The sequence below is a fragment of the Kitasatospora paranensis genome, from assembly GCF_039544005.1.
Classification (GTDB): Bacteria; Actinomycetota; Actinomycetes; order Streptomycetales; family Streptomycetaceae; genus Kitasatospora; species Kitasatospora paranensis.
The window spans coordinates 3,981,761-3,998,748 of sequence record NZ_BAABKV010000001.1 but is presented as its reverse complement, the minus strand read 5'-3'; the positions used below and the strand labels follow the sequence as shown (position 1 = coordinate 3,998,748).

The following is a 16,988-nucleotide window of genomic DNA, read 5'->3' as shown; positions in this document are numbered from 1 at the left end:
CCCGTGACACCCCGGTCCGGGGGCTACCGGTCGGCGATCAGGGTGCCCGCGGCGCCCCAGCTGTCGGCGGGCACCTCGTGGATCCACACCTGAACGGTGTCGGCCGGGACCTGGTAGGCGTCCACGAAGGCGTCGGTGATCCGGCGCACCAGCTCGCGCTTGAGCTCGACGGTCCGCGGGCCCTGCTGGACGGTGACGATGGGCATGGTGTGCTCCTCAACTCCGCGCCGCCCGTTCGGTTCTGTCCGTCCGGTCCGGCGTCCTGGGAACAGTCCACACCGCGGGCCGCGCCCGACCCAGACCCGATCGGCTCTCGCAGCGATCACGGATCCTGATCGTCGCAGGCCGGACGGCATGCGGAGAGCAGCAGCCGGGGGAGCGGCGCCGACCGGCGGACGGCCAGCGCGACGGGGAGCGCCAGGCCGGGCGCCCGCAGCGGGCGGAAGGCGACCCGGCGGACCTGCATCATCCGGGCGTTCGCCGCGTACAGCACTGTCCACATCGGCGTGCCGGTGCCGATCGCGGCCAGGGTGTCCTGGAGGGTGCTGGAGGCCGGGCCGGGGACGGGTTCGAAACCGGCGGCCCGGCAGGCGCCGAGGACGAGGTCGACCAGGCTGGGGTGGTTGCGGCGCTCGGTGAGGCGCAGCGGCAGCCCGGCGAGGTCGGCGAGGTCGATGTCGGGCTGTGCGGCGAGCGGGTGGCGGGCCGGCAGTGCGACGGCCAACTCGTCCTGCCAGAGCGGGAGGTAGCGGATCTGGGCCGCGCTGCCGTCGTCGTCGGTGGGGATCGCGCCGCGGACGAAGGCCGCGTCGATCCGGCCGTCGGCGAGCCGCGCGAGGCGCTCGGCCACCGGATGGGCGTGCAGTTCGACGTGGATGCCGGGGGCGTCCCGCTGGTAGGTGTCCAGGATCCGTTCGAGGCGCTCACCGAGGCCCGTGACGGTGCCCAGCCGCAGTCGGTCCGGGGTGCGGAGGGTGGCGGCGGTGGCGTGGGCGGCCCGTTCGGCGGCCAGCACGTCGCGGGCGGCCGGCAGGAAGCGCTGTCCGGCCGGGGTCAGCCGGACGTGCCGTGGTGAACGGTCGAACAGCTCGACCTTCAACTCCTCTCCAGCCGGCGGATCTGCTGGCTGACGGCGGGTTGGCCGAGCATCAGCCGCTCGGCGGCGCGTCCGAAGTGCAGTTCCTCGGCGACCGCGACGAAGCAGTGCAGTTGGCGCAGTTCCATGGCCTCCCCTCGGCGGACCGCTGAACGGCATCGTCGCAGGGCGCGGCGGCGCCCCCGCCGTCAGGGTCGGCGGGGGCGTGGCCGGGTGGGTCGGGGGTCAGGCGGCCTTGACGGCGGAGATGTCGAAGGTGAGCTTGACCTTCTCGCCGATGAGCACGCCGCCGGTCTCCAGCGCGGCGTTGTAGGTCAGGCCCCAGGCCGTGCGGTCGACCGTGGTGCGGCCCTCGAAGCCGACCCGGTTCGCGCCGTACACGTCGGTGGCGTGGCCGGTGAAGTCCAGGTCGAGGACGACCTGCCGGGTGGTGTCCTTGATCGTCAGGTCGCCGGTCATCCGGTAGGTGCCGTCGCCGACCAGTTCGGCGCCGGTGGAGACGAACCGGATCTCCGGGTAGGTGTCGGCGGCGAAGAAGTCGCCGGTGCGCAGGTGCTCGTCGCGCTGGGCCTGGTTGGTGTCGATGCTGGCGACCTTGATGACCAGCTCGGCGCTGGACTTGCCGGGGTCGGTGCCGTCGAGGTGGAGCTTGCCGTCGTACTCGGTGAACTCGCCCCGGACGTTGGTCACCATGGCGTGGCGCACCGCGAAGCCGATCTGGCTGTGGGTGGGGTCGATGGTGTAGGCGCCGGTCAGGTGGTCGAGGCCGGTACCGGTGGCTGTGCTGGTGGTGGCGACGGTGGTGGTGGTGTCGTTCTTGCGGCTGAAGATGCCCATGGCTGCTCCCGGGTTCAGAAGCCGTTTGTTTAGGCTTCAACTTGTTGGCTCCACCATAACCCCATCTCGTTCAAAGTTCAACCAACGGGTTCGGCGACTTTGCCGACGGGCCCTGTCAGCACGCCGGGCTAGGGTGAAAACCGTCCGACGGCGGAGGGAGCACCGTGTACGCGCTCCACGCGCACTGGCTGAGCGGCGGCCGGCTCGCGCTCTGGGCCGAGGACGCCGCCGCGCACGGCAACCACCGCCCCACCGCCCTGCGTACGCCCGGCCGGCCCTCCGCCCACCCGTACGCCTGCCCCGCCGACACCACAGCCCGGCTCCTCGCCGGCCTCGGCCCGGGCCCCGGCTGGCTGGCCGGCCAGGCCGCCGAGCGCTGGGTCACCCTCCATCTCCCCTCGCTGGGCGGAGCGCCCACCCCGTCCCCGCAGCTCCCGGTCGGCGCCGTCCGGCAGGGCACCGTCCTCACCGCCTGGCGGGTGCCCGCGCTCGTCCTCGCCGGACCGCACACCGCGCAACTGCTCGGCGAACTCTTCGACCCGCACGCCGCGGCCGCGCTCAGCCAGCCCGACGGCGGCGGACCGCCCGTCGAGGTCGCCTACGGGGCCGCACTGCGCTGGCTCACCGCCGTCCACGACCTCGCCTGGCGGCTGGCCGGGCGCGGCCGCGTCCTGCCGGTCGTCCGCGAGCAGGACGACGGCGCGTACGCCCGCTGGCAGCCCGCCCCGGAGACCCCCGACCGCTCGGAGGCCGCCGCCCTCGCCGCCGGATGCCCGCCCGCCGCCCTCGCCGCCGAACCGCCCCGCGCCGCGGGCCGCCGCTCCGCCGACGCCCTGCTCGCCGACGCCCTCGACACGCTGACCGACCTCGAAGTGCGGGCCGCCCTCGCCGGGGCGGCGCCACCGGCCGCCGACAGCCCCGTGGGAGCCTGGCTCACCGCTCTGCACACCGGCGACGGCCGGCTCGCCGCCGCTCCGACCGGCCTCGCCGACCGGCTCGCCACCTGGTACGCCGGCGCCCCGGCCGACCCTGCGGCCCGGCTCTGCCTGCGCCTCTCCGAGCCGCTCAGCCCCGCCGCAGGCGACCCGGACGGCCTCCCGGACGAGGACGACTGGCGCCTCGACCTGCTGCTGCAGGCCACCGACCGGCCCTCGCTGCTGGTCGCTGCCGCCGACCTGTGGGAGCACGGCCCTGCCTACGCGGCCCTCGCCCGCACTGTCGACCCGCCCGAAGCGGTCCTGGCTGCCGAACTCGACCGGGCCGCCCTCCTCCACCCCCGCTGCGCGAGCTCGCCCGCCGCGTCCGGCCCACCGGACTGCGCCTGGACCGCTCCGGTGCCCTGGACTTCCTCCGAAGCGGGGCGCCCGCTCTCGCCGACGCGGGCTTCGGGGTCCTGCTGCCCGCCTGGTGGCAGCGCCGCCCCGCGCTGGGCCTGGCCCTCACCGCCACCACCGGCACGCCCGGCGCGGTCGAGCAGCCCGCCCGGATCGACCGGGACGACGTCGTCGCCTTCCACTGGCAGGCCGCGCTCGGGGAGACCCGTCTCGACGCCGACGAACTCGCCGAACTCGCCGCCGCCCAGCAGGGCCTGGTCCGCCTGCGCGGCCGCTGGGTGGAGGTCGACGCAGCCCGCATCGGGTCGGCCCTCGCCTTCCTCACCCGGCACGCCGACGGCGTCATGGCCGCCGCCGATCTGCTGCGCCTCGCCCTCGACGACAGCGCCCGGGTCGCCGGGCTGCCGGTCACCGCGGTGCACGCCGACGGTCCGATCGGCGACCTGCTCGCCGGCCGGGCCGGGGCCGGGGCCGGAGCACAGGGCGCACCCGTGCCGCCGCCCGGATTCACCGGCGCGCTCCGCCCGTACCAGCAGCGCGGCCTGGCCTGGCTGCACGCCCTCGGCCGGCTCGGCCTCGGTGCCGTCCTTGCCGACGACATGGGCCTCGGCAAGACCGTGCAGACCCTGGCCCTGCTCGCCCTGGAGCACGCCGAGGGCGCCACCGGCCCGACCCTGCTGGTCTGTCCGACCTCGCTGGTCGGAAACTGGCAGCGTGAGGCGGCCAGGTTCGTTCCCGGGCTGCGCGTCCACGTCCACCACGGCGCGGAACGGGGGCCGGCGGACACCGCGGCCGCCGACGCCGACCTGGTCATCACCACGTACGGCATCGCCCAGCGGGACGCCGCGCGGCTCGGGGCCGTCCACTGGCGACGGATCGTCGCCGACGAGGCGCAGGCGGTCAAGAACACCGCGACCGAACGCTCCCGGGCGCTGCGGTCACTGCGTTCGGGGCCGCGGATCGCCCTCACCGGCACCCCGGTGGAGAACCGGCTGGCCGAGCTGCATGCCGTCCTCGACTTCACCAACCCCGGACTCTTCGGCAGCGCGGAGGCGTTCCGGGAGCGGTTCGCGGTGCCGGTCGAGCAGAACGCCAACGAGGGCGCCGCTGCCCGACTCCGCCGGCTGGCAGGGCCGTTCGTGCTGCGCCGGCTCAAGAGCGATCCGGCGATCGCCCTCGACCTGCCGGCCAAGCAGGAGTTCACCGTCCGCTGCAACCTCACCGCCGAACAGGCCGGGCTCTACCAGGCGGTGGTGGCCGACCTGCTCGGACGCGTCGCCGGGATCCGCGGGGTGGAGCGCAAGGGGGCGGTGCTCTCCGCCCTCGGCCGGCTCAAGCAGGTCTGCAACCATCCGGCCCAACTGCTGCACGACCGGAGCGGGTTGGCCGGACGGTCCGGGAAGATCGATCGACTGGAGGAGCTGCTCGGCCAGGCCCTCGCCGCCGGCGACCGCACCCTGGTGTTCACCCAGTACGCCGAGTTCGCCGGTCGCCTCGCCCCGTACCTCGCCGGCCGGCTCGGCACCGAGGTGCTCCACCTGCACGGCCGTGTCCCGCGAGCGGCCCGCGAACGGCTCGTCGACCGCTTCCAACAGCCGGACGGGCCGGGGGTGTTCATCCTCTCCCTGCGGGCCGGCGGCACCGGCCTCAACCTGACCGCCGCCAACCAGGTCGTTCACCTCGACCGCTGGTGGAACCCGGCCGTCGAGGACCAGGCCACCGACCGCGCCCACCGGATCGGCCAGCGGCGCGACGTCCAGGTCCGCCGGCTGGTGTGCGTCGGGACGGTCGAGGAGCGGATCGCCGACCTGATCGAGTCCAAGCGCGCCCTGGCCGGCGCCGTGGTCGGTGAGGGCGAGCAGTGGCTCACCGAACTGTCCGCCGACGCCCTGCGGGACCTGCTCACCCTCTCCGCCGACGCGATCGGAGCCTGAGATGCCGCACGTTTTCGGACGGCAGGAGCCACCGCCCCTGCGGCAGACGCCTCTGCCGCAGGCGGCCGGACCGCAGGCCGCTCCCGACGGCTTCTGGGACGGGGACTTCACGCTGCACGCGGACGAGCCGGCTGCCCGCCCCGGCGCCCCGGCGATCGACTCCCTCGGGCCGTCCGGCGTCACCGTTCGCGGGCGGGACCTCGCGGTGCTCCTCGCACCGTCCTACCGGCGCCTCACCGGGACGGGCAGCAGCCCCGCCGCAGACCCGGCCGGGGACGCCGCAGCTGATGCCATCGCTGATCTCGCCGCTGATGCCACCCCTGATGCCACCGGGGGCTGACCGCCCGCCCCGAGGCGGCCTGGATCACCGGGTCAGGAACTCCTCGACCAGCGTCCTGAAGCGGACGGGCTGCTCCACCCACGGCCGGTGACCGGCCGCCTCGACGACCGCCAGCCGGGCGTTCGGGTGGCACGAGGCCGCCAGCCGCGCCGGAGCGGTGCCGATCATCCCGTCCAGCGCGCCGGCGATCACCAGCGTCGGGGCGGTGACCGGTCGCGGTTCCCCCGCCCCTGCGTAGAACGCCGCGCGCAGCCAGTCGGGCGCCGCGGGCAGCGCGCGGCCTGCCTCGGCCCGTGCCCGATCATCCCAACGAGCCCAGAAGAAGGGGGTGATGAGGGCCGTGAGCTCCCGCGTGTCGCTCTCTCCTCGGGCCAGTCTCGCCTCCGCGTCCGCCGCGGCCGGGTACCAGGGCTCGGCGGACCGCCCGGCCCGGAGGGCGGCCAGCTCGGCGGCGTCCGGCTCGCGCGCGGCCCGCCCTACCGGGCACACCAGCACCAACCGGTCCACCAGGGTGGGGAATTCGGCCGCACAGTGCTGGGCGACCAGGGCGCCGGCGGAGTGGCCCAGCAGGTCGATCCGGTCATGGCCGAGATGGCGGGCGAGCGCCGCCACGTCGGCGGCCTGTGCGGTGAACGAGCAACTCGCCCGGTCCGCGGGCACGGTGGACCGGCCCGCCGCACGGCCGTCCAGCCTCACCAGCGTCCGGGCGGTGTCCAGGCCGGCCAGGTCGCCCAGGTAGCGCAGATCCGCCCCCGGCCCGCCGGGCAGCGCCACCAGCGGGGAGCGCCCGCCGTTGCCGGCCCGGTCGCTTCGTACCAGAGGTCCGTTCCGTCGTACGAGGTGAAGATCGGCATGTCGGCATGCTGCCACGGCGGGGAAAACGGGCTGCGGATTTCCGCGCCCGGCTGGCAGGGTGGGGCGATGACCGCGCTGCGTGAGATCCGGGCCGACTACGACGACCGCACGATCGTGGTCTACCAGGCCTACGCGCCGGCGACCGCGGCGAACTCGGTGGCCGCGGGCAGGTTCGTCGAACCGTTCTCGCGTGGACGGATGACCTGGATCAAGCCGTCGTTCCGGTGGCTGATGCACCGCAGCAACTGGGCCAGGAAGCCCGGGCAGGAACGGGTACTCGCCGTCCGGATCACCCGCGAGGGCTGGGAGCGCGCCCTGTCCGAGGCCTGGCTGACCACCGGTGACCCGGAGGCCCGGGAGGTTTCCGCCGTCCACGTCCAGTGGGATCCCGAACGTTCGGCGGCAGGCGCTGCCCTCAACCACTACAGCATCCAGGTCGGCATCGGGCGGCAGCTCGTCGACTCCCTCGTCGACGAGTGGACGGTCTCCCTGACCGACCTCACCCCGCAGGTCCACCGGATCTCCGGCCTGATCAAGGCCGGCCGCAACGCCCAGGCCGTACGGCTGCTGCCCACCGAGCGCCCCTATCCACTGGATCCAGCCCTCGCCCGCAGGCTCGGCATCGGCCGGCGCTGACTGCTGTGCCCGTTCCCGAGGCGGCCGCCTCGGGCACGCTCCGGGTGCCCCCGGCTCGCTCCGGGGCTCGACACGCCGATTGCAGCTGCTAGCACCTTGCTTGCAATTGCAAGCAGCGTGGTGCACGCTGGAGCCATGGCCTCACTGAACGTCGGCTCGCTCGGCGAGTACATCCGCGAGCAGCGGCGGAATGCGCAGTACTCGCTGCGGCAGCTGGCGGAGGCCGCCGGAGTGTCCAACCCCTATCTCAGCCAGATCGAACGCGGGCTGCGCAAGCCGAGCGCGGAGATCCTCCAGCAGATCGCCAAGGCACTGCGGATCTCCGCCGAGACGCTCTACGTGCAGGCCGGGATCCTGGAGGAACGCCGTAACGACGGACTGGAACTGCGGGCCGCGATCCTGGCGGACCCGCTGATCAACGAGCAGCAGAAGCAGGCGCTGCTCGCCGTCTACGACGCCTTCCTCAAGGAGAACCGGGAGGGCGCCGCCGCTGCGGAGCCCGCCGGCTCCACCGCACCGCCCGCCTCCGCCTCCGCGGCCGCCCCGGCCGCCGACGGCTGAGCCGGTCGCGGACAGACCACCGAACGCACCGAACGCCACCGGGAGGACCGGTCATGCCGATCACCGACGACATCAAGAAGACCCTCAGCGACCCGACGCCGCTCTACGCCCTCGCCGGTGCCGGCGACCTCGCGTACGAGAAGCTGCGCGAAGTGCCGGGCAAGGTCGAGGCGCTGGCCGCGGACCGCAAGGGCACCCAGGAGAAGGCCGCCGCCCGTCTGCAGGAGGCCCAGGCCAGGCTGATCGAGGCGCAGGGCAAGGTCGCCGAGACCGTCACCACGCTGCCGACCGACCTCAAGGTGCTGCAGGAGAAGGCGCAGACCTTCGCCCTCCAGCAGGTCGGCCGGGCCGCCGAGTTCGCCGTCAAGGCCAAGGAGGTCTACGACGAGCTGGCCGTGCGCGGCAAGACGGTCGTGGACAAGGGCGCGGGCGAGCCGGCCGCCGACGCCCCGGCCGCGGAGGCCGAGATCATCGACGTCGAGGTCACCGAGGTCGAGGTCGCCGAGGTCGAGATCGACGGTGACGCCGGCTCGGCCGCCGAGGCCCCGGCCGACGACTCCGCCACGGCCAAGAAGGCCCCGCGGGCGCGCAAGAACACCGCGAAGTAGCCGCGAGCGGCTCGAAGGATCCGGCACCGCGCAGGCCGGTGCCGGATTGGCGGGCGCCCGCCCGGGGCACGTCCCCGATGGTCGGGACGTTGTCACCGACGTGGGCGGTGCGCCGTGCCACGATGGGCGGCGGTAGGGCCGAGGCCGCAGTGAGGAGTCCGGAGTGTTCAACTTCCTGGTGTTCGACGTGCTGAACCCGTTCTGGTGGCTCGCCACGGCGATCATCTGCTTCAAGCTGTTCGCCTTCGTGGACGCCGCCGTGCGCCGCGAGGACGCCTACCGGGCCGCCGACAAGAAGACCAAGCCGTTCTGGCTGGTCGTGCTCGGCCTGTCGCTCGGCATCGACCTGCTGCTCGGCGCCAACGTCCTGGGCAACTTCCTGACGCTGATCGGCCTGGTGGCGACGATCGTCTACATGGTGGACGTCCGGCCCGCGATCAAGCAGCTGACCGGCGGCGGGGGCAACAAGCGACGCGACATCGGCCCGTACGGGCCCTGGTGACGTTCGCCGCGCCCAGGACGCGGCGAACGCGCGGCACAGCCAACACGCAACACCTGTGCCGAGGGCGGCACCCCGACCCGGGGGTGCCGCCCTCGGCGCGTCCGCGCACGGTCCGCCCGCGCACGGAGCCTCAGCCCATCAGGGCCGGCACCGGGTTGCGCTCCAGAAGCAGCACTGCGACGTCGTCGGTCAGCGCACCGCCGTTGAGCTCCTCCACCTCGGCCAGCGCGCTGTCGACCAGGCGCCCGCGGGTCAGCCCGGCGGCCTGGTGGTCGGAGATCAGGTCGATCAGTCCGTCCTGGCCGAGCCGGCGGGATCCGGCCCCGACCCGGCCCTCCACCAGCCCGTCGGTGTACAGCAGCACGCTCCAGCCCGGGTGCAGCTCCAGCTCCTGGGCGGGCCAGACGGCCTGGCCGTCGTCGCAGGGCAGCAGCCCGAGCGCCGGGCCCGTGCCGTCCGCGGGCAGCAGCAGCGGCGCTGCGCCCGGACCGAGGAGCAGCGGAGCGGGATGGCCGGCCAGGAACAGCCGGGCGTGCTCGACCTGCTCCGCCCCGGGGTGCCGCCCGCGCTCGCGCTGGTCGTCGGCCGTGCCCAGCGGCGCCGGCCCCGGGGTCAGGACGAGCATGCAGAGCGTCGCGAAGATCTCGTCGCTGCGCCGCTCGTGCTCCAGGACGTGCTGCAGCGTGGTCAGCAGCTCCTGACCGGTCAGGCCCGCGAAGACGAGTGTCCGCCACGCTATCCGCAGCGCAACGCCGAGCGCGGCCTCGTCCGGGCCGTGCCCGCAGACGTCGCCGATCACCACGTGGACGGTGCCGTCGTCCGTCCGGACGGCGTCGTAGAAGTCGCCGCCGAGCAGGGCGCGTCGCCGGCCGGGGCGGTAGCGGCGCGTGAACGCCAGCCCGGCGCCGTCGAGCAGCGGGGTCGGCAGCAGGTGGCGCTGGAGGCGGGCGTTCTCCTGGCCGCGGAGCTCCGCCTCGACGAGCCTGCGGTGGGATTCGTCCGCCCGTTTGCGTTCCACGGCGTACCGCAGGGCACGGGCCAGCAGCGGGCCGTCCGTCTCGTGCTTGACCAGGAAGTCCTGGGCGCCCGCGGCCACCGCGGCCGCGCCCAGTTCGGCTGCCGCGGCGTCGGTGAGGACGATCACGGCGACGTGCGGCGCGCGGCGGCGCAGTTCGCGCAGCCCGTCGAGGCCGTCGGACTCCCCGGGCGGTTCGGTTGCGGTCGACGGGTCGGCCCCGTCGTCACCGGCCGGGCCGTCCAGCGGATGGGCGGGGACGAACGGTGCCGCGAGATCGAGCAGGACGCAGTTGAAGTCCGCGGGGCGCGGGCGGTTGCGGCGGGCGCCCGCGGGCGTCGGGGCGAGCAGCTCCGCGGCGTGCTCGATGCCCTCGGCACGGTGCAGCTCCACCTGGGTGCCGCTGTCGGCGACGAGGGCCTCGATCAGTTCGAGGTCGGAGCCCGCGCCGTCCTCGATGACCAGCAGCCGGTACGGGGCCGGGCCGGAACCCTCGGGCCGTGCGCCCTGGGTCGTCCTCGGGTGCGGTATCGGCGCGGGCCCGCGGGTCGGCTCCGGGCGGCCGGCCCGGCCGGAGCCGCGGGAGTCGGCGGGCCGTCCGTCGGCGTGGTCGGGGCGCGGGTCGACGGTGTGCGGGGCCTTCGAGCGCTGCGCGACCGGGCGGCCGCCGGACGAGTGGCCGGTCTGTGCGGCGCCGGGAGCGGCGCCCTGGCCCGTACCGGGCCGGCGCTCGGTGTCGGCGGTGTCGGCGGTACCGAACCTGCCTGCGGCAGCGGCTGCCCGCCCGTCTCCCTTTGCGGGCATCGGTCGATCCTTCCTTTCCCCGACTGCCCAACGGCTGACGTCCGTGTGCAGTGCCCGCCTGGCACCGCGGGCCGAAGAGCTTCTCGCGACCATAACGTGATCTCCGGGGATTTCTCTGGCTGACCGCGTGGTCTGTGGTTATTGCCACGCGGTCGGTGGCTTGCGCGGCTACGGTGGCCGCCGTATGTGACGGTCCGGCAGGAGGAGCTATCGGTGACGCAGATCACGCTGATCGAGGGTGACATCACGGATCAGCAGGTGGACGTGGTGGTGAACGCAGCCAACTCCTCGCTGCTCGGCGGGGGTGGGGTCGACGGGGCGATCCACCGCCGTGGCGGCCCCGAGATCCTCGAGGACTGCCGACGGTTGCGCGCCTCGCACTACGGCAAGGGTCTGCCGACCGGCCGGGCCGTCGCGACGACGGCCGGGCGGCTGCCGGCCCACTGGGTGGTGCACACCGTGGGTCCGGTGTTCCTGGAGGAGGACCGGCCGGCGCGCGCCGCGCTGCTGGCCTCGTGCTATGCGGAGTCGTTGCGGGTTGCGGTGGACCTGGGTGCGCGGACGGTGGCCTTCCCGGCGGTGTCGGCCGGGGTGTACGGCTGGCCGTTGGAGGACGCGGCGCGGATCGCCCTGACGACCGTGGCTGAGGCGGTGGCTGAGGAAGGTGTGGCTGGTGGTCTGGCGGAGGTACGGTTCGTGCTCTTCGGGGGTGGTGCGTACGCGGCGTTCGAACAGGCCCTGCGGGACTTGGGGCAGAGGAGCTGACGGAGCCCGTTGGGGCGGTCGTCGACTCGTGCGAACGACTCCATGGTGACGTGACGCGGCGTCAACACGCCAGAGGTATTCGATAACTCGTTCGAGTGAATCCGCCGAGCCGCACAGAAGGCTCCGCGCAGCGCCGCGGCCGAGAGCACGGCTGAGACACAGTTGAGAGCGCGGCGGAGCTCTGGCGGAGGACGCGGCAGGCTACGGCGCCAGCGCCTCCCACCGCACGGTGACCTCGCCCTGCCGCCACCGGCCGCGGGCGTCCACCAGCGGCCAGCTCCCGGCCAGTGCGGTGCAGGCCGCCACCCAGCGCTGCCGCGCCCCGAATGCCGCGTACGGCGCCGCGGCCGCCCAGGCACGGTCGAAGTCGGTGAGGAACCGGTGCACCGGCCGCCCCGGGACGTTGTGGTGGATCAGCGCCTTCGGCAGCCTTTCGGCCAGGTCGGAGGGGGTCTGCAGGGAGGCGAGCCGGGCCGCGAAGGTGACCGTGCGCGGCCCTTCCGGGCCGAGGGCCACCCAGACGTGCCGCCGGCCGATCTCGTCGCACGTCCCCTCGACCAGCAGCCCGTCCGGGGCGAGCCGGGCGCAGAGCCGCTCCCAGACCGCGGCGACCGTCTCCTCGTCGTACTGCCGCAGGACGTTCGCGGCCCGGATGAGCTGCGCGGACGCGCCGTCCAGCGGCACCTCGAAGCCGCCGCGCCGGAAGTCGAGCAGCGGCGGATCGGCGTGCGGGAGCGCCGCCGTCACCCTGGCCGGCTCGATCTCGATCCCGACCACGCGGACGTCCGGGCGCACCGCGCGCAACCGGGCGGCGAGCTCGACGGCCGTCCAGGGGGCGGCCCCGTATCCGAGGTCGACGGCGATCGGCGGGGCGTCGGCGGACCGCAGCGCCCGGGCCGCCGTGTGGGTGATCCAGCGGTCCATCCGCCGCAGCCGGTTGGTGTTGGTGGTGCCGCGGGTGACCGTGCCGACCGGGCGGGTCGCGCGCGGCCCGCGGGCGGGGAGGGGTCGAACGCGGCCATGCCCGCAGCGTACGCGGCCCGTGTCGCCCTCAGGCCCGGCGCCCGGGGATCCGCCGGGAGGAGGCCGGGCGGACCGGTCCCGGCGTCCCACCGGTCGGGACGGGAATACCGGTTGGCGACCCTCTGGTTGTCCCCTTGGACGTCTGTCCGCCCGGCCCCCTCCGGGCGGCGTTCGCCGCCGTGAGGACCGTGCCGACGGTCCGCACGCCCCCACCCCAGCAGGGCCGGACACACCCGTCGGCCGGCGAGCACGAGGAGGCTTCGGCCAGGTGACGCAGCACCCCGTACGCACGGCCCGCCGTGACCGGACGGCGCCCGTCGGCGGCCGCGGCCGGCTCCAGGCGCTGGTCAACGGCCGGTCGAGGCGACCGCGCCGGATCGCGATGCTGAGCGTCCATACCTCGCCGCTGCACCAGCCGGGCACCGGCGACGCGGGCGGGATGAACGTCTACATCGTCGAGCTGGCCAAGCGGCTCGCCGACCTGAACATCGAGGTCGAGGTCTTCACCCGGGCGATCAGCTCGGACGACGCACCGACCGTGCAGCTCGCACCCGGCGTGCTGGTGCGGCACGTCACGGCCGGCCCGTTCGAGGGGCTGCTCAAGGAGGACCTGCCGGCCCAGCTGTGCGCCTTCACCCACGGCGTGCTGCGCACCGAGGCCGGTCACCGGCCCGGCCACTACGACCTGGTCCACTCGCACTACTGGCTGTCCGGGCAGGTCGGCTGGCTGGCCGCCGAGCGCTGGGGCGTGCCGCTGGTGCACACCATGCACACCATGGCCAAGGTCAAGAACGCCGCCCTGGCCGAGGGCGACACCCCCGAGCCCGCTGCCCGGGTGATCGGCGAGACCCAGGTGGTCGAGGCCGCCGACCGGCTGATCGCCAACACCGCCGACGAGGCGGCCGAGCTCACCCACCACTACCTCGCCCGGCGGGACCAGCTCGCCGTCGTCCACCCCGGGGTCAACCTGGACGTCTTCCGGCCCGGCGGCCGGGCAGCGGCCCGCGCCGCGCTCGGCCTGCCGCAGGACGCCGCGGTGCTGTTGTTCGCCGGCCGAATACAGCCCCTGAAGGCACCGGACGTGCTGCTCAAGGCCGTGGCGGTGCTGCTGGAGCGCCGCCCGGAGCTGCGCGAGCGGCTGATCGTCCCGGTGGTCGGCGGACCGTCCGGCACCGGCCTGGCCAAGCCGGAGAGCCTCCACAAGCTGGCCGCCCAACTGGGCATCTCGGACGTCGTCCGGTTCCACCCGCCGGTCGGGCAGGCGCGGCTCGCCGAGTGGTACCGCGCCGCGTCGGCCCTGGTGATGCCCTCGTACAGCGAGTCCTTCGGCCTGGTCGCGCTGGAGGCGCAGGCCTGTGGCACCCCCGTGGTGGCGGCCGCGGTCGGCGGCCTCCCGGTGGCCGTCCGGGACGGTCTCACCGGCACCCTCGTGCACGGCCACGACCCGGCCGGCTGGGCGCAGGCCCTGGAGCCGTACGCCACCAGCCCCGACCTGGTGCGCGAGCGCGGCGCCGCGGCGGCCCGGCACGCCGCCGGGTTCGGCTGGGGCGCGGCCGCCGCGGCCACCGCCGAGGTGTACGCGGGTGCGCTGGCCCGCCCGGGTGCGCGCGGGCTGCGACTGGCCTGAGGCCGTCCGAGCGCCGCCGCGCGGTACCGCGAGGTGCCGTGCCGCCGGGCCGTCCCGGTCGGCGGTGGGGCGTACGGCACACCGGCCGGTGGCTGCGATCGGCTCTACCGCCGAGTAGCGTCGCCCCATGGCCAATCGCACCAAGGACGAAGCGCTCTCGCTGCTGCGCACCGCGCTGGACGAGGCCGGGGTCGGCTGGGAGCCGGCCGTCACCGACCCGTACACGGTGGTCGCGACGCTGCCCGGCACCCGGAAGCTGACCACCACCTGCGCCCTGCGGGTCGGCGACCACAGCCTGTCGGTGAACGCCTTCGTGATCCGTCGCCCCGACGAGAACCACGAGGGCGTCTACCGCTGGCTGCTGGAGCGCAACACCCGGCTCTACGGCGTCGCGTACGCCGTCGACGCGCTCGGCGACGTCTATCTGGCCGGCCGGCTGCCGCTGGAGGCGCTCAGCCCGGACACCGTGGACCGCCTGCTCGGCGCCGTGCTGGAGAACGCCGACGAGCCCTTCAACACCCTGCTCGAACTCGGCTTCGCGACCGCGATCCGCCGTGAGTGGGAGTGGCGCCTCAAGCGCGGCGAGTCCACCCGCAACCTGGCGGCGTTCGCCCACCTGGCGGGCCCCGGGGGCGCGGCCGCGGGCGGGGACGCCGACAGCGCGCCGGCTACGGGCGGCTGAGCTCCGCGGCCGCCGCCTCCGGACGGGCGGGCACCCCGGCCGGGGCCGAGGCCTCCGCCCGGGTGCCGGGCGCCGCCGGACGCCGTCCGATCCGCAGGTACGCCGCGGCGGCGACCGTGCCGCAGACCGCGCACGCACCCCACACCGCACGGCCGCCGGCGTGCTCCAGCAGGAAGCCGCCGGCCGCCGGGCCGAGGAACGACGCCAGTGACCAGGAGAGCGAGTAGACACCCTGGTAGCGGCCTCGGGCCCGGGCCGGCGACAGCTCGGCGACCAGGCCCATCATGGTCGGCGCGGCCATGATCTCGCCGATCGTCCACACCGCCACGGTGAACGCGTAGAAGCCCGCCGAACCGCCCGCCAGCGCGGTCAGCCCGAACCCCCAGCCGGTCAGCAGCGCGCTGACCACCAGCAGTCCCGTCCGGTTCCGGCCCTCCATCAGGCGGGTCAGCGGCAGCTGGAGCAGCACGATCAGCAGACCGTTGAGGCCGATCACCAGCCCGTACCCGGTGGCGGAGATGCCCGAGCGGCCCATGTCCACGGCCAGCGTCGTGCTGCCCTGCTGGGCCACCAGCGCCAGCAGCAGGTTCACCGCGACCAGCGCCATGAACCGCCCGTCCCGGAACACCGCGCCCAGGCCGACCTGCAGGCCGCGTCCGTCCTTCGTACCCGCCGCGGCCGTACCCGCCGCGGCCGTGCCCGCCGCGGCGCCGGCCGGCCCGTCCGCACCGGCCGTCTCGGCGGACCGCTCCGGCCGGGTCTCCGGGACCCGGACGAAGACCACCACCGCGCAGAGCAGCGTCGAGAGCGCGTCCAGCAGGAAGAGGGTCAGGTAGCCGTGGGTGGCGATCAGCCCGGCTGCGGCCGCCGAGACGCCGAAACCGATGTTGATCGCCCAGTAGTTCAGCGAGTAGGCGCGGACCCGGTCCTGCGCCGGCACCAGGTCGGCGATGATCGCCGACACGGCGGGCCGGGAGGCATTGCTCGCGAGACCGGTGAGGAAGGCGACCACCGCGATCGCCACCTGCCCGTGGCAGAAGCCGAGCACCGCGGTCGAGAGGGCGGTGCCGAGCTGCGCCGCCAGCAGGGTCGGCCGTCGCCCGAGCCGGTCGGTCAGCACCCCCGCGACCACCGCCGCGATGGCCGAGCCGAGTCCGAACAGCGAGGCGACCAGCCCCGCGTAGGCGGGCGAGAAACCGCGATCGGTGGTCAGGTAGAGGGCGAGGAAGGTCACCACGAACCCGCCCAGCCGGTTCACCAGCGTCGAGGTCCACAGCCACCAGAACTGCGACGGCAGGCCGCCGACGGCCTCGGAGGCGGTGGCGCGCAGTCGGGCGAGGGCGGGCATGGCGGCTCCGGGCAGGAACAACTGCACGTCGTCACGGGCGGGGTGGACCGGCCGACGCGTCAGTAAGTGGCACAAGCGATAGGCGCACATTACCCGGGATGAGACGGCCCGACCAGCCGATAACCGCCTCCTCTAAACTTGCGCCCATGGCTGACACGACCTACCGACTCATCCTGCTCCGCCACGGCGAGAGCCAGTGGAACCAGAAGAACCTCTTCACCGGCTGGGTCGACGTCGACCTCAACGAGAAGGGCGAGAAGGAGGCCGCGCGCGGCGGCGAGCTGCTCGCCTCCGAAGGCTTCCTCCCCGACGTGCTGCACACCTCCCTGCTGCGCCGCGCCATCCGCACCTCGCAGATCGCCCTGGACAAGGCCGACCGGCACTGGATCCCGGTCAGCCGCAGCTGGCGCCTGAACGAGCGCCACTACGGCGCGCTCCAGGGCAAGGACAAGGCCCAGACCCTGGCCGAGTTCGGCGAGGAGCAGTTCCAGCTCTGGCGCCGCTCCTACGACACCCCGCCGCCGCCGCTGTCCGACGACAACGAGTACTCGCAGGCCGGCGACGCCCGCTACGCCGACATCCCCAGCGAGCTGCGCCCGGACACCGAGTGCCTCAAGGACGTCGTCGAGCGGATGCTGCCGTACTGGTACGACGCGATCGTCCCGGACCTCGCCGCGGGCCGCACCGTGCTGGTCACCGCGCACGGCAACAGCCTGCGCGCGCTGGTCAAGCACCTGGACGGCATCTCCGACGCCGACATCGCGGGCCTGAACATCCCCACCGGCATCCCGCTCGTCTACGAGCTCGACGCCGACTTCAAGCCGGTCGTCGCCGGCGGCCGCTACCTGGACGCGGACGCCGCTGCCGCCGCCATCGAGGCGGTCAAGAACCAGGGCAAGAAGTAAGCCCCCAGCACGATCGGGCCCCTCGCCGGCGCGTTGCGCGGGCGGGGGCCTTCGTGCGTCCCGCGCCTCCCGCCGCGCAGGGGAACGGGAGTGACGATGCGTCAAGGTCGTTGTGG

General features: G+C 74.5%; 19 protein-coding genes. 10 read left to right on the top strand and 9 right to left on the bottom strand.

Features of this window, described 5'->3' with window-relative positions; all coding sequences use genetic code 11:
- Positions 1-23: 23 nt before the first annotated feature.
- The 5 genes from dmpI to ABEB13_RS19185 all read right to left on the bottom strand — a co-directional run bounded on the left by dmpI (position 24) and on the right by ABEB13_RS19185 (position 3,120).
- Positions 24-206 carry a 4-oxalocrotonate tautomerase DmpI gene (gene dmpI / locus ABEB13_RS19205; RefSeq protein WP_100889562.1) on the bottom strand — a complete coding sequence of 61 codons (183 nt, stop codon included), beginning with the start codon at positions 204-206 and terminating at the stop codon, positions 24-26.
- A 116-nt stretch (positions 207-322) separates the two neighbouring features.
- Positions 323-1,099 (bottom strand): LysR family substrate-binding domain-containing protein, encoded by a 777-nt coding sequence (locus ABEB13_RS19200; RefSeq protein WP_345706476.1) that lies wholly within the window; start codon positions 1,097-1,099, stop codon positions 323-325.
- Positions 1,096-1,224, bottom strand: coding sequence for a LysR family transcriptional regulator (locus ABEB13_RS19195; protein ID WP_345706475.1), 129 nt, complete (start codon positions 1,222-1,224; stop codon positions 1,096-1,098). Before ABEB13_RS19195 ends, ABEB13_RS19200 begins: the two co-directional genes overlap by 4 nt.
- Before the next feature lie 97 nt (positions 1,225-1,321).
- Positions 1,322-1,933 (bottom strand): YceI family protein, encoded by a 612-nt coding sequence (locus ABEB13_RS19190; protein ID WP_345706474.1) that lies wholly within the window; start codon positions 1,931-1,933, stop codon positions 1,322-1,324.
- Between the two features lie 128 nt (positions 1,934-2,061).
- The gene (locus ABEB13_RS19185) at positions 2,062-3,120 is read right to left on the bottom strand and encodes a hypothetical protein (protein WP_345706473.1); all 1,059 of its coding nucleotides are present in this window, start codon (positions 3,118-3,120) and stop codon (positions 2,062-2,064) included.
- On the opposite strand from ABEB13_RS19185, the gene ABEB13_RS19180 reads away from it, so the two are divergent.
- Entirely contained in the window at positions 3,111-5,201 is a 2,091-nt protein-coding gene (locus tag ABEB13_RS19180; RefSeq protein WP_345706472.1) for a DEAD/DEAH box helicase, read from the top strand. The two genes, ABEB13_RS19185 and ABEB13_RS19180, sit on opposite strands and share 10 nt — an antisense overlap.
- 1 nt (position 5,202) lies before the next feature.
- A complete protein-coding gene (locus ABEB13_RS19175; RefSeq protein WP_345706471.1) occupies positions 5,203-5,541 on the top strand; it encodes a hypothetical protein in 339 nt (112 codons plus the stop codon).
- A 24-nt stretch (positions 5,542-5,565) separates the two neighbouring features.
- On the opposite strand, the gene ABEB13_RS19170 is transcribed toward ABEB13_RS19175, so the two are convergent.
- Entirely contained in the window at positions 5,566-6,315 is a 750-nt protein-coding gene (locus ABEB13_RS19170; protein ID WP_345706470.1) for an alpha/beta fold hydrolase, read from the bottom strand.
- A 147-nt stretch (positions 6,316-6,462) separates the two neighbouring features.
- On the opposite strand from ABEB13_RS19170, the gene ABEB13_RS19165 reads away from it, so the two are divergent.
- From ABEB13_RS19165 to ABEB13_RS19150, 4 genes are all read left to right on the top strand, one after another.
- A complete protein-coding gene (locus ABEB13_RS19165) occupies positions 6,463-7,032 on the top strand; it encodes a DUF4291 domain-containing protein (RefSeq protein WP_345706469.1) in 570 nt (189 codons plus the stop codon).
- 135 nt (positions 7,033-7,167) lie between these two features.
- Complete coding sequence (locus ABEB13_RS19160) at positions 7,168-7,593, top strand: helix-turn-helix domain-containing protein (protein WP_345706468.1); 426 nt, start codon at positions 7,168-7,170, stop codon at positions 7,591-7,593.
- Positions 7,594-7,646: 53 nt separating this feature from the next.
- Positions 7,647-8,201 carry a hypothetical protein gene (locus ABEB13_RS19155; protein WP_345706467.1) on the top strand — a complete coding sequence of 185 codons (555 nt, stop codon included), beginning with the start codon at positions 7,647-7,649 and terminating at the stop codon, positions 8,199-8,201.
- Positions 8,202-8,364: 163 nt separating this feature from the next.
- On the top strand, positions 8,365-8,703 hold the full coding sequence (locus ABEB13_RS19150; protein WP_345706466.1) for a DUF2516 family protein: 339 nt from the start codon (positions 8,365-8,367) through the stop codon (positions 8,701-8,703).
- Positions 8,704-8,833: 130 nt separating this feature from the next.
- On the opposite strand, the gene ABEB13_RS19145 is transcribed toward ABEB13_RS19150, so the two are convergent.
- Positions 8,834-10,522, bottom strand: coding sequence for a PP2C family protein-serine/threonine phosphatase (locus ABEB13_RS19145; protein ID WP_345706465.1), 1,689 nt, complete (start codon positions 10,520-10,522; stop codon positions 8,834-8,836).
- A gap of 213 nt (positions 10,523-10,735) precedes the next feature.
- Here ABEB13_RS19145 and ABEB13_RS19140 point away from each other — a divergent pair, with 213 nt between their 5' ends.
- Positions 10,736-11,287, top strand: a complete 552-nt coding sequence (locus ABEB13_RS19140; RefSeq protein WP_345706464.1) for an O-acetyl-ADP-ribose deacetylase — start codon at positions 10,736-10,738, stop codon at positions 11,285-11,287.
- Between the two features lie 201 nt (positions 11,288-11,488).
- Here the strand turns inward: ABEB13_RS19140 and ABEB13_RS19135 are convergent, their stop codons facing one another.
- Complete coding sequence (locus tag ABEB13_RS19135; protein WP_345706463.1) at positions 11,489-12,211, bottom strand: class I SAM-dependent methyltransferase; 723 nt, start codon at positions 12,209-12,211, stop codon at positions 11,489-11,491.
- Between the two features lie 367 nt (positions 12,212-12,578).
- On the opposite strand from ABEB13_RS19135, the gene mshA reads away from it, so the two are divergent.
- A complete protein-coding gene (mshA, locus tag ABEB13_RS19130; protein WP_380230798.1) occupies positions 12,579-13,937 on the top strand; it encodes a D-inositol-3-phosphate glycosyltransferase in 1,359 nt (452 codons plus the stop codon).
- Positions 13,938-14,064: 127 nt separating this feature from the next.
- Positions 14,065-14,619, top strand: coding sequence for a type III secretion system chaperone family protein (locus ABEB13_RS19125; RefSeq protein WP_345706462.1), 555 nt, complete (start codon positions 14,065-14,067; stop codon positions 14,617-14,619).
- Here the strand turns inward: ABEB13_RS19125 and ABEB13_RS19120 are convergent.
- Positions 14,606-15,967 (bottom strand): MDR family MFS transporter, encoded by a 1,362-nt coding sequence (locus ABEB13_RS19120; RefSeq protein ID WP_345709729.1) that lies wholly within the window; start codon positions 15,965-15,967, stop codon positions 14,606-14,608. The two genes, ABEB13_RS19125 and ABEB13_RS19120, sit on opposite strands and share 14 nt — an antisense overlap.
- Before the next feature lie 146 nt (positions 15,968-16,113).
- Between ABEB13_RS19120 and ABEB13_RS19115 the strand changes: the two genes are divergently transcribed.
- Positions 16,114-16,872, top strand: a complete 759-nt coding sequence (locus ABEB13_RS19115; RefSeq protein ID WP_345706461.1) for a phosphoglyceromutase — start codon at positions 16,114-16,116, stop codon at positions 16,870-16,872.
- Positions 16,873-16,988: the final 116 nt, after the last annotated feature.

Bases quoted from the DNA above. Each gene is read 5' to 3' on its own strand.
- dmpI (WP_100889562.1), bottom strand. From the start codon at position 206: ATGCCCATCGTCACCGTCCAGCAGGGCCCGCGGACCGTCGAGCTCAAG.
- ABEB13_RS19195 (WP_345706475.1), bottom strand. From the start codon at position 1,224: ATGGAACTGCGCCAACTGCACTGCTTCGTCGCGGTCGCCGAGGAACTG.
- ABEB13_RS19190 (WP_345706474.1), bottom strand. From the start codon at position 1,933: ATGGGCATCTTCAGCCGCAAGAACGACACCACCACCACCGTCGCCACC.
- ABEB13_RS19175 (WP_345706471.1), top strand. From the start codon at position 5,203: ATGCCGCACGTTTTCGGACGGCAGGAGCCACCGCCCCTGCGGCAGACG.
- ABEB13_RS19165 (WP_345706469.1), top strand. From the start codon at position 6,463: ATGACCGCGCTGCGTGAGATCCGGGCCGACTACGACGACCGCACGATC.
- ABEB13_RS19160 (WP_345706468.1), top strand. From the start codon at position 7,168: ATGGCCTCACTGAACGTCGGCTCGCTCGGCGAGTACATCCGCGAGCAG.
- ABEB13_RS19155 (WP_345706467.1), top strand. From the start codon at position 7,647: ATGCCGATCACCGACGACATCAAGAAGACCCTCAGCGACCCGACGCCG.
- ABEB13_RS19145 (WP_345706465.1), bottom strand. From the start codon at position 10,522: ATGCCCGCAAAGGGAGACGGGCGGGCAGCCGCTGCCGCAGGCAGGTTC.
- ABEB13_RS19135 (WP_345706463.1), bottom strand. From the start codon at position 12,211: ATGGACCGCTGGATCACCCACACGGCGGCCCGGGCGCTGCGGTCCGCC.
- ABEB13_RS19125 (WP_345706462.1), top strand. From the start codon at position 14,065: ATGGCCAATCGCACCAAGGACGAAGCGCTCTCGCTGCTGCGCACCGCG.
- ABEB13_RS19120 (WP_345709729.1), bottom strand. From the start codon at position 15,967: ATGCCCGCCCTCGCCCGACTGCGCGCCACCGCCTCCGAGGCCGTCGGC.
- ABEB13_RS19115 (WP_345706461.1), top strand. From the start codon at position 16,114: ATGGCTGACACGACCTACCGACTCATCCTGCTCCGCCACGGCGAGAGC.